The 13332-nt window shown below is 40.7% G+C and carries 11 protein-coding genes; 6 read left to right on the forward strand and 5 right to left on the reverse strand.

The genetic code is table 11. From position 1 onward, the window contains the following. Positions 1-71 precede the first annotated feature (71 nt). From rpsF to N5852_RS08785, 5 genes are all read left to right on the forward strand, one after another. A complete protein-coding gene (gene rpsF, locus N5852_RS08765) occupies positions 72-470 on the forward strand; it encodes a 30S ribosomal protein S6 (RefSeq protein WP_182419129.1) in 399 nt (132 codons plus the stop codon). After that, positions 470-718 carry a 30S ribosomal protein S18 gene (rpsR, locus tag N5852_RS08770; RefSeq protein ID WP_182419128.1) on the forward strand — a complete coding sequence of 83 codons (249 nt, stop codon included), beginning with the start codon at positions 470-472 and terminating at the stop codon, positions 716-718. The genes rpsF and rpsR overlap by 1 nt, the downstream gene beginning before the upstream one ends. A gap of 194 nt (positions 719-912) precedes the next feature. After that, positions 913-1962, forward strand: coding sequence for a YybS family protein (locus N5852_RS08775; protein WP_262097432.1), 1050 nt, complete (start codon positions 913-915; stop codon positions 1960-1962). A gap of 30 nt (positions 1963-1992) precedes the next feature. After that, positions 1993-2565: a 50S ribosomal protein L9 gene (gene rplI / locus N5852_RS08780; protein WP_262097433.1), complete on the forward strand. Its 573-nt coding sequence runs from the start codon at positions 1993-1995 to the stop codon at positions 2563-2565. 358 nt (positions 2566-2923) lie between these two features. Then, positions 2924-4156 (forward strand): cyclopropane fatty acid synthase, encoded by a 1233-nt coding sequence (locus N5852_RS08785; RefSeq protein WP_262097434.1) that lies wholly within the window; start codon positions 2924-2926, stop codon positions 4154-4156. Here N5852_RS08785 and N5852_RS08790 read toward each other — a convergent pair. The 5 genes from N5852_RS08790 to N5852_RS08810 all read right to left on the reverse strand — a co-directional run bounded on the left by N5852_RS08790 (position 4145) and on the right by N5852_RS08810 (position 10568). Beyond that, positions 4145-4888, reverse strand: coding sequence for an SDR family NAD(P)-dependent oxidoreductase (locus N5852_RS08790; protein ID WP_262097435.1), 744 nt, complete (start codon positions 4886-4888; stop codon positions 4145-4147). The genes N5852_RS08785 and N5852_RS08790 overlap by 12 nt on opposite strands. 27 nt (positions 4889-4915) lie before the next feature. Further along, a complete protein-coding gene (gene purF, locus N5852_RS08795) occupies positions 4916-6463 on the reverse strand; it encodes an amidophosphoribosyltransferase (RefSeq protein ID WP_262097436.1) in 1548 nt (515 codons plus the stop codon). An 82-nt stretch (positions 6464-6545) separates the two neighbouring features. After that, entirely contained in the window at positions 6546-7124 is a 579-nt protein-coding gene (locus N5852_RS08800; protein ID WP_262097437.1) for a CvpA family protein, read from the reverse strand. A 356-nt stretch (positions 7125-7480) separates the two neighbouring features. Then, entirely contained in the window at positions 7481-8881 is a 1401-nt protein-coding gene (gene radA / locus N5852_RS08805; RefSeq protein WP_182419120.1) for a DNA repair protein RadA, read from the reverse strand. A gap of 190 nt (positions 8882-9071) precedes the next feature. Beyond that, positions 9072-10568 (reverse strand): replicative DNA helicase, encoded by a 1497-nt coding sequence (locus N5852_RS08810; RefSeq protein WP_262097438.1) that lies wholly within the window; start codon positions 10566-10568, stop codon positions 9072-9074. A 460-nt stretch (positions 10569-11028) separates the two neighbouring features. Between N5852_RS08810 and N5852_RS08815 the strand changes: the two genes are divergently transcribed. After that, a complete protein-coding gene (locus tag N5852_RS08815; RefSeq protein WP_262097439.1) occupies positions 11029-13230 on the forward strand; it encodes a TonB-dependent siderophore receptor in 2202 nt (733 codons plus the stop codon). Positions 13231-13332 lie beyond the last annotated feature (102 nt).

Raw genomic sequence — 13332 nt, forward strand, 5'->3', positions numbered from 1 at the left:
TCAAAAGAATAGAGAAGTCGCAGAGGCTTTGCGCCAGTATATCGGGTATTAATCGAAGAAAGGCAAAGCAAATGGCTCTTTATGAACATGTGTTCCTTGCCCGACAGGATGTTGCTCCGCAGCAAGTAGATCAGCTTGTAGAAACCTACAAAGGCGTGATTGAAGCAAACGGTGGCAAAGTCGGGCGTATCGAAAATTGGGGTATTCGTCCCCTAACCTATCGCATTCGCAAGAATCGCCGTGCATATTTTGCATGCATCAACATTGATGCTCCAGCAGCAGCAATTGCTGAAATGGAACGTCAAATGCGTATCAATGAAGACATTTTGCGCTTCATGACCATTCGCGTTGAAGCTCACGAAGAAGGACAATCAGCAATGTTGTCTCGCCGTGATCGCGATGATGAACGTCCACGTCGCGGCCGTCGTCCACGTGACAATGATGAAAATTTCGGTGAAGGAGAAGAATAATGGTTGATATTAATCAGATCCCAAGCCGTCGTCCTTTCCATCGTCGTCGTAAAACATGCCCTTTCTTAGGCGCTAATGCTCCAAAGATCGACTACAAGGACATCAAGCTTTTGCAGCGTTATATTTCAGAACGCGGCAAAATCGTTCCTTCACGTATCACAGCTGTAAGTCAGAAGAAGCAACGTGAACTTGCTCGCGCTATTAAGCGTGCTCGTTTCCTTGGCCTTCTTCCTTATGTAGTGAAGTAAGCAATTTTTTTGAAAGGTAGAAGTAACTTCTGCCTTTCATATTTAATCAATATTCAACATTCTATTTAACTATTATAGCTTTTAAAGTTTTAATAAAATTATAAGCAAAAATAGTTGGTTGGGGTCATGCCTCTAACTGCGAAAATCTTAGCTAAAACAAGCGAAGATTTTAGGAAAAGCAGGACAGCAAAGCAATGCAACAAGACAAAAGTTTTTTTAATATTGTTATTTTAAGTGCGATAATATCAGGTTTTGCAGGTGTATTTACACTTTACATGACTAAATATTCGCCATTATTAGCTTATATTTTTAGCTTTTTAACAATTCTTCCAGCTATTATTGTGAGCCTTATTAAGGGTATTCGTGCTGGTGCAATAACAACAATTATTGCTTTTATTCTTTGCTGCTTTACCTTGCCTATTAACCTTTCTATTTCATTATTTATTAGCTTGTTACTTCCTGCACTTTATATTAGCTTTATGCTAAGTATTGTTGCGGTAAGAAGAGATACCAAAGAAGCAAATTGGGTTCCACTATCAAGCATATTATTTAATATTTGCATTATCTGCGTTGTCGTCGTGGTAATGCTAACGGGATTTTTCAACATTTTTTCGGCTCAACCGCTTTTGTCCGATGCGACCTTTAATGAAATACAGTCGCATTTTAATGCTGAAAATTTTAACTCTTTAACCAATTTGAGTTTGGACCCTGATAAAATTGACCAAATCAAATTAAGTATTGCCCAAATTAAATTAATTATTGATGACAACTTTGTTTTTTATACCATAGCAGGTATTACATTGCTTATCATTAGTAGCCTATTTAGCATGTTATTACTTGCGGTTTATACAGCTTGTCGTTTTGTGGCAAACAAAAACTTAAGTCCAAGGCCCCGCAACTTTTGGCCTACCGATTTGGTAATGCCGCCTATGGGGATTACCGTACTTTTGGTTGCTTTAATTGCGAGCGGCTTTCCGGCAATGAATTATACATTATTGCTTTGTACAATCTCATTATCTATAGCTTTTTCGCTTGGTTTTTTTGCCAGTGGGCTCGCCTTTATTCATCATATTACCATCGGAAAATCATGGCGTGTAATCGCCTTGGTGTTAGCTTACATCCTAATTTTTATTTTTGCTTTCTCTGGCATTTCAACCATGATTGTAATTGCTCTTGGCGTTCTTTCTACGGTTTTGCGCGCTATCAAAGATAAAAAACAACAAATCGATACCCCTTTAAATTAAAATTTCAATCCCAACCTTAAGGATAAAATCATGAAAGTAATTCTTTTAGAACGCATCGCCCGCCTTGGTCAGATGGGTGACATTGTAACCGTTAAAGACGGTTTTGCTCGTAACTTCCTTTTACCAAAGGGTAAAGCACTTCGCGCCAATGATGCTAACCAATCTTATTTTGATAGCAAGCGTGCACAGCTCGAAGCTCATAACTTAGAGCGTAAGAGCGAAGCTGATCAAATCGCAGCTAAGCTTGAAGGCAAGAGCTTTATCGCTATTCGCCAAGCCAGTGAAACAGGTCAACTTTATGGTTCAGTTTCTACTCGCGATATCGCTGAAGCAATCACAGCTGATGGTTTCACTATTGTTCGCACACAGGTTGAGCTTGCACACCCAATCAAGACCATTGGCCTTCATACTGTAACCTTAGCCTTGCATCCTGAAGTCTCCACCACTGTAACAGTTAATGTTGCTCGTTCAGCTGATGAAGCAGAGCGTCAAGCTAAGGGTGAAGATCTTTCTGCAATTGATCGCGATGAATACAAGCTTCCACCAGTTGAAGAAGATGAAGATGATGCTGACTTCACCGACGAAGATGAAGATCAAGCTTAATAAGCTTTTATAAATAGTACATTTACTATTTCTAATAATTGTGATGCACGCTTTTAGCTTATAATATAGCATGATAAACAAAAAATGATCACACCCAGCTGCAAAGTCGGGTGTTTTTTTATTTTAATTCTTAAAAATTTCACTACACTTATAAAATAGATAAGCATAAAGCCGATTCATAATTAATATAACCACATAGAAAGTTTTATTATGGTCTCAACGGTTATTGGCTATGGGTGAACTTACTTGCCAAAAGATAAATACCAGTAACAGTATTAAGCGCTGTTATGATTGATGCAATTATGTATTGATACTCCCTGTTTCGTTTTGGCGATGGGGTTTTTGCTAGGTGAGGATTATGTTTAGTTTACTTACAACTCTTCTTAAGCATCTTATAAAAAAAGGCAACCTTATCGTCACCGATGCAAGCGGCACGCTATTTCAATATGGTGATGGTGAAGGCTGTCCCATTCATGTACGCATAAATAACGCCAAATGGGAAAAAGAAATTGCGCTTGATCCTGCATTAAAGTTCGGCGAAGCTTACATGAATAGTGGTTTTGATTTTTTAAAAGGCGATATTTATAGCTTATTAGAACTTATATTTACCAATTCGGGAAAAAGCGCCGAAAATGAACTTTGGATGCGAATTTTAAATGCTGTTCGCACCAGCACTAAACGCTTTATGCAAATGAATAATTTGAAGCGCTCAAGCGGTAATATACGTCAGCATTATGACTTATCAGGCCAGCTTTATGATTTATTCTTAGATTCTGATAAGCAATATTCTTGCGCCTATTTTGAAACTCCAGATTCTACGCTTGAGGAAGCACAACTTGCCAAAAAGCGCCATCTTGCAGCAAAACTATCAATTAAAGAAGGTGAACGCCTTCTGGATATTGGTTGCGGCTGGGGCGGCCTAGGGCTTTATATGGCACGTTTTTTAAAAGCCAATGTGACAGGAGTTACACTTTCCCATGAGCAGCATGCCGTCGCGAACCAACGCGCCAAGGATCAAGGGCTTGAGCAGCAATGCCGATTTCTTCTTCAAGACTATCGCTTAATTAAAGAACAATTTGATAAGATAGTTTCAGTCGGCATGTTCGAGCATGTTGGCATTGGCCACTATAAAGAATATTTTTCTCATGTGAAACGCATGCTAAAGCCTGATGGCGTTTTTGTCCTTCATTCTATTGGGCGCAATGATGTGCCAGGTGTAACCAATCCATTTATTCGAAAATATGTTTTCCCCGGCGGCTATATCCCTGCCCTCTCTGAAGTCATACCCATTATTGAAAAAACTGGGCTGGTCATTACAGATATTGAAATATTGCGTTTGCATTATGCTGACACTTTAAAAGCATGGCGTGAGCGTTTTTTAAGCCAGCGTGATAAAGCCAAAGCTTTATATGATGAACGTTTTTGCCGCATGTGGGAATTTTATCTTGCAGCATCAGAATCCGCTTTTCGTTGGCAAAATATGATGGTTTTCCATATTCAGCTTGCCCATCGGCAAGATGCAGTACCAATTACCCGTGATTATATTGCAGAAGAGGAAAACCGTCTGCGTAATATTGATTTAATCGGGTAGATGATAATCAACAAACCGATTACGCCGCACGTCAAATAACCGGCCATGATCATTTAAGCCTGGTGCGACAAGTGGCATCATCGAGCTTGCGACTTCTGCTGCGGTTGGTAATGTTAACGGATCCTCTCCCGGCATGGCTTTAGCGCGCATATCGGTTCGAGTAGCGCCAGGATTGACAAAGTTGATACGTAAATTTGTTTGACGCATCTCATCTGCCCAAGCACGGCCAAGTACTTCAAGCGCCGCCTTACTTGCACCATAGGCGCCCCAAAAAGCACGAACCCGATGTGCGGCTCCTGACGACATTAAAATTGCTCTGCCAGCAGCAGCTTTTCTTAGCAAAGGTTCTGTGGACCGGATGAGCCGCCATTGACTGGTGACATTGATAGTCATTATCTGATCAAATTCACTCGCTTCAATATGGGCAACTGGAGAAATCGGCCCTAATATACCAGCATTTGCCAATAATATATCTAGGTGACCCCATCGTTCAAAAATTAATGCACCGAGGCGATCAATACCATCCATATCGCTAAGATCAAGCGGTACAAGTGTTGCTGTACCACCTAATGCTTGAACCTCGTCGTCAAGCTCTTCCAAGCCGCCAATGGTTCTTGCAACGGCAATAATATGACATTGCCGTTTAGCAAGCTCGAGGCAAAAAGCCTTGCCTATACCGCGTGATGCACCGGTTACCAATGCTAGCTTGCCACCAAGTGAAAAATCTTGCACACTATTCTCCCTTTTTGGCAAATAAAATTATCGGCTGGTTCGCAACACAGATAATTTATGGACGTTGTCACTGCTATGCTCATCGGCCAAATAGGTTGGATAATCACCGGTAAAATAATGATCGGTAAATTGTGGATTTGCGTTATTGCGTGGCTCGCCGCCTACCGCACGGTAAAGACCATCAATTGACAAAAACTCTAATGAGTCAACACCAATATATTCGCTCATAGATTTTAAATCAGGATATTGATTAGCCAGAAGCTTGGATGCTTCTGGTGTATCGATCCCATAAAAATCTGGATAAAAAATCATTGGGCTCGCAACACGAATGTGCACTTCACGCGCACCAGCATCGCGCAGCATTTGTACAATTTTAATCGAGGTTGTACCGCGCACAATAGAATCGTCAACTAAGATAACCCGCTTGCCTTCAATCACCGCACGATTGGCTGAGTGTTTCAATTTAACGCCAAAAGCGCGGATCTGTTGGGTAGGTTCAATAAAAGTACGACCGACATAATGGTTACGAATAATGCCAAGCTCAAACGGTATGCCACTTGCCTGTGCATAGCCAATAGCTGCAGGAGTTCCCCCATCGGGCACCGGAACTACGACATCACCATCACACGGTGCTTCCTTGGCAAGATTAACCCCCATGTTTTTGCGCGTTGTATAAACATTGCGTCCACCAACAACGGAATCAGGGCGAGCAAAATAGACATATTCAAATAAGCATAAGCGCTCTGGCTTGGGATTTTCAGGTGCAATCACTGTTGTTGAAATAGTGCCATCCTTTTGCACTTCACAAATAATGACTTCACCATTTTTGACATCACGAATGAATTTAGCCCCAATAATATCAAGGGCGCAGGTTTCCGAACAGAAAATTGGCTTGCCATCAAGCTCACCCATAACGAGAGGACGAATACCCAAAGGATCACGTGCTGCAATTAGTTTAGTACGCGTTAATGCTAGAATAGCATAACCACCTTCAACCTGCCGTATAGCATCGACAAAACGGTCGGATGAAGATGCTTGCTGTGAACGCGCGATCAAATGCAAAACAACTTCAGTATCGGATGTTGATTGGCAAATTGCACCAGATGCAATAAGCTTACGGCGCAGTGTAAGACCATTGGTAAAATTACCATTATGGGCAATAGCAATGCCGCCCACTTCCAATTCAGCAAATAGCGGCTGAACATTGCGCAATACGGTTTCGCCAGTTGTCGAGTAACGCACATGGCCAATAGCCATGTTCCCCGGTAAGCGTGCCAACATTGCAGGATCGGTATAATGATCACCAACAAGCCCCATCTGCTTTTCAGAATAAAAAGCCGCGCCATCATAGGAAACAATGCCTGCCGCTTCTTGGCCACGATGTTGCAAAGCATGTAACCCTAAAGCTGTCAGGGTTGCTGCATCTTCATGCCCTAAAATACCAAAAACACCACATTCTTCATGAAGGGTATCTCCATCAACTTCCAATTGAAATTGGTCTAAATCAACTTTATTTGGTGAAGTGTTAAATTGAGAAGTGGTGTATTGAGAAAAGTCATTGAAAGAGGTTTTCATTCGCCAATGTGCCTTCGCAGCTATTTCCAAAACAGATATATAGCATGCTAAGCATCATTCTTAAATATGCGATAGAAAAAAATTACTCAACTGGCTGGCCTGCTTCACCATTATTCAACAAATCATTTGGAGAAGTTTCAGTTGATGGCTTGATACGGTCTGCCATACCCCATAATTTGACCGAGGCTTCATTTAATGTATCGCGTAATTTATAGGCAACAGAATCAATTGCGGGTTTGGTTTTAGCATTTTTGATCCAATCAACCTGATCTGCAGGTTTTACCAATTCGTTCAAAAAAATCACTGCAACTGCTAAAATTAAAACTCCGCGAGCCAACCCGAAAATAAATCCAAGAGTACGATCAAGCGCACCGATGCGGCTATCCACAATGATATCGGCAAGCTTCATAGTAAATATAGAAATAACAAAAAGAAAGAACAAAAAAAGCACGACAATCGTGACAGCAATTGCCACCGTCTTGTTAGAAAAATAAGGTGAGGCAAATTGCAACGCATATTCATAAAGAAAAAATGTAGCTGCTGCGGCTAAAACCCATGATAGCAACGACAAAATTTCGCGTGAAAATCCACGAATAGTGGCAAGAAATGCGGACAGCAAAACAACCACAACAACAATAATGTCAAGCAAAGTAACGGGCATTAGTTTCTTCCTAATTTTTAATTTAATTTACAGCCAAAGCTATTATGGCTTCAACCATAGAATTATTATCGTCTAGCTAATTTTCTGCAAGCGAACTTACTTGCGAGAAAAATACCATAAAATGAAAAATAATATTACATTTTATAACTGCGTTTGCACATCCTGAACTTCTCCCCACGCAATAGACCTAACAAAAATGAAAGATCTTTCAAATGGGAAGAATTGCATCAATGGCATGGTCACGTTAAAAAAATCATTAACTTTGCTACAAAAAGCAAATAAGCCACAATTTTTGTTGATAATAACGCATTATGTCAAAACCACGTTAATACTATAAATAATCTTGATAAATTTCACTATTGATTATCACGTCCTGCTTTGTTTTTTGCCAAAGCAATACGTGCAACAAGATCAGGAAGATTATCAAGTTCACGTATAGCAAAATCATTTTGGTTCATTTTTTCCTTACCAGCCTTCGGCAAAGTGGCACGTTTAAAGCCAAGTTTTTCAGCTTCCTTCAAGCGTTGCAAGGCATGTGCAACAGGGCGAATTGCGCCAGAAAGACTAATTTCACCAAAATAAACGCAATCAGCTGGCAATGCGACACCGGCAATTGATGAAACAAGGGCAGCTGCAACAGCTAAATCTGCGGCAGGTTCGCTAATGCGATAACCACCTGCAACATTTAAATAAACATCATGGCTTCCAAAGCGTACACCGCAATGCGCTTCAAGAACGGCTAAAATCATAGCCAAACGGCTACTATCCCAACCAACGACGGCGCGGCGCGGCGTACCAAGTGAAGATGGAGCCACAAGAGCTTGAATTTCTACAAGAACTGGGCGCGTTCCCTCCATACCAGCAAAAACAACTGCACCCGGTGCTTTTTCATTGCGCTCGCCTAAGAATAATTCAGATGGATTAGCAACTTCACGCAAGCCCTTATCTGACATCTCAAACACGCCAATTTCATCCGTTGCACCAAAACGGTTTTTAACTGTGCGCAAAATACGATAATGATGGCCGCCCTCACCTTCAAAATAAAGTACGCCATCAACCATATGTTCTACAACACGAGGACCGGCAATCTGACCATCTTTAGTGACATGTCCAACCAAAACAACTGCAGCCCCAGTTTGCTTTGCGTAACGGATCATACTTTGTGCGCCTATGCGCACTTGCGTCACCGTACCAGGTGACGAATCTGCGCCATCCGACCAGAGTGTCTGAATAGAATCTATGATAACCAAATCAGGCCTACGCGCCGTACTAAGGGTTGCTAAAATATCTTCAACATTAGTTTCAGCCGCCAATTGCACGGCAGAATCGGCAACGCCGAGCCGCTGCGCACGCAACCTTATTTGAGCGATCGCTTCTTCACCCGACACATAAACAATATTATGGCCTTGCCGCGACAAAGCGGCGGCGGCTTGAGTTAATAGTGTAGATTTGCCAATACCCGGATCGCCGCCCACCAAAAGAGCGGAACCGCGCACAAAACCACCACCGGTAACGCGATCAAGCTCCGCTATGCCAGAACAAATACGCGGCGCATCTTCAATTTCACCCGAAAGATCAGTTAGCTGTACAGCGCGCCCCTTACGCGCGCTTGCCTTTGCAGGACCAGAACCGATACCACCATTCGTCCCCTCTTCGACCAATGTATTCCACTCACCGCAAGCATCACACTTACCCGACCAGCGCGAATAGACCGTACCGCAATTTTGACAAATGAATTGAACCTTTGAACGCGCCATAAATCTTTACTAAAATCCTTATTTATATAACCTAATGAAGAGCAAAATCATGAATATATTTTACCGCCAGCCTGACAATTAGCACTATATAGGAACTTTCATCTCATATTTTCAATATAAATCAAAAAGGGAAAGTCTTACCAACTTTCCCTCATTACGTTTACGGCATCGCCGCGTATCAACTATCACTTTATTCAAAACGTTCTGGCAAACGATCTTCTTCAGCAAGATCAGAGAAGCGCGTAAATTCTGATTGGAAAGCAAGCTTCACGGTACCTGTTGGACCGTGACGCTGTTTTGCAATAATTACTTCAGCCTTGCCAAAGGCTTCTTCCATGTCGGTTTGCCATTTCATGTGCTCTTCCGTACCAAGTTTTGGCTCACGGTTTTTAATATAATATTCTTCTCGGTAAACGAACAATACAACGTCCGCATCTTGCTCAATCGAACCTGATTCGCGAAGATCTGAAAGCTGTGGACGTTTATCTTCACGCGATTCCACCTGACGAGAAAGCTGGGAAAGTGCGATAATCGGCACATTCAACTCTTTGCCCAATGACTTCAAGCCGGTGGTGATTTCGGTAATTTCCTGTACGCGATTTTCTGATGAGCGCTTGGATGAACCAGACATAAGCTGCACATAGTCTACTACCAAAACATCAAGGCCGCGCTGGCGCTTTAAGCGGCGTGAGCGTGCAGCAAGCTGAGCAATGGAAATACCACCGGTCTGATCGATATAAAGTGGTACTTGCTGCATGGTCTTGGTCGCGCGAAGTAATCTTGTATATTCTTCTTCTGAAATATCACCACGCCTAATTTTTGATGACGAAATTTCTGCCTGTTCAGCAATAATACGGGTAGCGAGCTGTTCTGACGACATTTCGAGCGAGAAAAAGCCAACCACGCCACCTTCATTGGTGCCATTATTTTCCTTGGCTTTTTCCGCATTATATGCAGCAGCAACATTAAACGCAATATTTGTTGCAAGCGAGGTTTTACCCATACCCGGACGACCAGCCAAAATAATAAGATCGGAGCGTTGCAAGCCACCCATACGCTCATCAAGTGTATGGATTTGTGTTGGAATACCAGATAATTTTGATGTACGTTTATGAGCAGCTGCAGCAAGCTCAACGGCTTTGGTTAATGCTTCACCAAAATTTTCAAAACCACCACCATAGCGGCCTGTTTCAGCCAATTGGAAAAGGCGCTGCTCAGCTTCTTCAATTTGTTTACCCGGCGCATGGTCAACTGGTGCATCATAAGCATTATTAACAACATCTTCGCCAACGCTAATTAAGGCACGGCGAATATATAGATCATAGATAGAGCGACCATAATCGGTAGCATTAATAACAGTTACTGCTTCAGTTACCAAGCGTATAACATAGTTAAATACCGTCATATCGCCAAGCTTTTCATCAGCAGGAATAAAAGGCTTTACCGTTACTGGATTTGCAGTCTTACCCATACCAACAAGGCTAGAGATAACTTCAAAAAGCTTTGCATGCAACGGCTCGTAAAAATGTATAGGTTTTAAAAAATCCGATACGCGATCGAAAGCATCATTATTAATCAACAATGCGCCAAGCAATGCTTGCTCAGCTTCAAGATTATGGGGAGCTTGACGATAACTATCACCTTGGCCCTTGGCTTTATTGATTGAATGGATTGTCGCTTCTGCCATAATGAATCACCTGAATTTATCTAAGCTCATCAAATACGCCGATCATCAAGCGCAAGCAATATTATTAACCAAAAAACGAAATTAAATAAATTCATCCACATTTGATCCACACCCCCCAAAAAAGGAACAAAACGTATAACAGTTTGACGGTGTATTTAATCTCTATCTAATTTAAATTGGTGGTAATAAAACAATTTTACTTTAAGCCCATCAACACAATAAACATCTAATATAATATTGTTATATTAATTATTCTAATTAAAAATAAAAAATAAATAAAAATTATGTATAATTAAAATTATTTTGTACATCGCTAGTAAAATTAAAAAAAATATATTATGGCGCAGACATTAATCCCCAACGAATGAACCTTTGTTAGCAAATTCACGTTTTTAAATTTGTTTAAAGTCATTTTTAAAACAAATGGCTTTCTTAAAATCTTGCTGTTAAGGAAACATCAATGCGTAAAAATTGGAAACTTGCTATATTGTTTTTAGCGCTTCAACCATGCAGCATCAATTATATTTATGCGCAGAGCAATAGCCATGAGACCGATGATGAAACCTTAGATACAGTCATCGTTAATCGAGCAAATTTCCGCAGTTTAACGGAAGGCACAGGCAGCTATATTATTGATGATATAAGTTCTGCCACAGGATTAACGCTCACTGCGCGTGAAACACCGCAAAGCGTATCAATTATTACCAATCAAAAACTAAAAGACCAAGCATCAAGCAATATTGCCGACGCCTTAAAAAATACCACTGGCATCAATGTGTTACGCGAATCTGGCATATATCGCTTCCAATCGCGTGGCTTTTATATGGATCAAATTCAAGAGGATGGTGTTAATTCCTACGCGCCAGGCGCCCGAATAAATGCCTATAGAGATGCTGGGGATTATAGCGATCTTGCAATCTATGATCACATTGAAGTATTACGTGGACCAACTGGCCTTATGCAAGGAACGGGAGAGCCTGGCGGTACGATTAATTTAGTTCGCAAACGCGCTAAAGACGAGTTTTCAGCAACCAATACATTTTCTGTCGGCAATTGGAGCAAAATCCAAGAAACCATAGATATAACCGGTCCACTTAATGCTGATAAGAGCTTGCGTGGCCGCTTTGTTGGCAATTTTGATAAGGCTGGTTCTTTTAAAGACAATATTGATCATAAAAATGGTATGATTTTTGGTGTTATTGAGGGCGACATTGGCAATAACACTACTTGGCAATTAGGAGGTCTTTTCCAAAAACGCAATGAAGTCCCAGATTTTTATGGCGTCCCCATGACCCGTGATGGCAAAGATGCCGGACTATCTCGCTCGACCTACCTTGGCGCTAAATGGAACCGCTTGGAAAAACAAAAAACCAATGGATTTTTTGAAATTGACCATGAATTTTCTAGTGATTGGAAGTTGAATGCATCAGCTAATTATAACCAATTTAAGTCACATAATGCATTTTCAGCTCTTATCGCTAAAAATGGCTTAGGAATTGATCGTCTTGCCAGCGTTAATGACGCAATCCGTTATGATAATGACGGACAACAATTTAGCACTCAAATTAAATTAACTGGCGGTTTTGAGCTTTTCAACCGCAAACAAGAAATATTTGGTGGTATTGATTATTCTTACAATGATTATGATTCACATATGCGCGTTGTGCCCAACTCTACAAAATATAATATAGATAATTTCACCGGAAATGAAATTATTGAGCCTAATTGGTCAAATAACAGCATCCTTTATACCGATGTTAAATTTAATACAAAATACAAGGAAACAGCTGGTCGTTTTGGTGGTCGCTTCAACTTTATTGACGGCTTATATGCAATTATCGGTACAAGGGCAACTAATTATCAATATGATAGCACCTCAAAATACTACCGCTATCGAGGTAACCCAGATGACGATATTATACGCGACCATTATGAAAAGACAAAATTTATTCCCTATTATGGGCTTAACTATAATCTTGATGATAATGCTACACTTTACGCTAGCTACACAGAAATATTTCGGCCGCAATCAGCGCTTGATAAGAATGATAATTTTTTGCCACCAGTTACTGGCACCAACAAAGAAATTGGCATAAAAAGCACTTTCTTTGACGGACGCGTTGATGCTTCCTTTGCATTATTTGAAATTATTCAAGCAAATCGTGCGATTTATAACAATATTGAAAGATATTATTATGCAGATGGAAAAGTGCAAAGCCGTGGCTTTGATATAGAACTTAGTGGCGAGATTACGAAAGGCTGGAATGTATTTACAGGCTATACCTATAATCGCAGTAAATATCTTGAAACAGAATCCACTTCAATTATCGCTGGCAACAATTACAGTCCTGCAACACCTCAACATATGTTCCGCTTAAACACCACTTATGTCTTACCCATTGATAATGACAAATGGAAAATCGGCGGCGGTGTTCGCGCGCAAAGCAAAACCAAAAGCGTCTATAATATTGAACAAAAAGCCTATGCAGTTTGGGATTTAAGCCTACAATATAATTTTAAAGAGAATATTTATTTGCAAATCAATGCTAATAATATTTTTGATAAGCGTTATTATGAAAATAATCGCGTACGTGACAAAACCTTCAGCAATTACTTTGCTGATCCAAGAAGTATCTTAGTCACCTTTAACGCCACATTTTAGTTTTTGCCCACCAAAAGCCTATATTGGCTGAATATTTCAGCCAATATAAATTAGCTTACCATAAAGAATATCAAAACGATAAAACTTAAATTAGCAATTTAC

Source organism: Bartonella sp. HY328, assembly GCF_025449335.1.
Taxonomy (GTDB): Bacteria; Pseudomonadota; Alphaproteobacteria; order Rhizobiales; family Rhizobiaceae; genus HY038.

Coding starts and splice junctions, on each gene's coding strand:
- rpsF (WP_182419129.1), top strand. CDS start 72: ATGGCTCTTTATGAACATGTGTTCCTTGCCCGACAGGATGTTGCTCCG.
- rpsR (WP_182419128.1), top strand. CDS start 470: ATGGTTGATATTAATCAGATCCCAAGCCGTCGTCCTTTCCATCGTCGT.
- N5852_RS08775 (WP_262097432.1), top strand. CDS start 913: ATGCAACAAGACAAAAGTTTTTTTAATATTGTTATTTTAAGTGCGATA.
- rplI (WP_262097433.1), top strand. CDS start 1,993: ATGAAAGTAATTCTTTTAGAACGCATCGCCCGCCTTGGTCAGATGGGT.
- N5852_RS08785 (WP_262097434.1), top strand. CDS start 2,924: ATGTTTAGTTTACTTACAACTCTTCTTAAGCATCTTATAAAAAAAGGC.
- purF (WP_262097436.1), bottom strand. CDS start 6,463: ATGAAAACCTCTTTCAATGACTTTTCTCAATACACCACTTCTCAATTT.
- N5852_RS08800 (WP_262097437.1), bottom strand. CDS start 7,124: ATGCCCGTTACTTTGCTTGACATTATTGTTGTTGTGGTTGTTTTGCTG.
- radA (WP_182419120.1), bottom strand. CDS start 8,881: ATGGCGCGTTCAAAGGTTCAATTCATTTGTCAAAATTGCGGTACGGTC.
- N5852_RS08810 (WP_262097438.1), bottom strand. CDS start 10,568: ATGGCAGAAGCGACAATCCATTCAATCAATAAAGCCAAGGGCCAAGGT.
- N5852_RS08815 (WP_262097439.1), top strand. CDS start 11,029: ATGCGTAAAAATTGGAAACTTGCTATATTGTTTTTAGCGCTTCAACCA.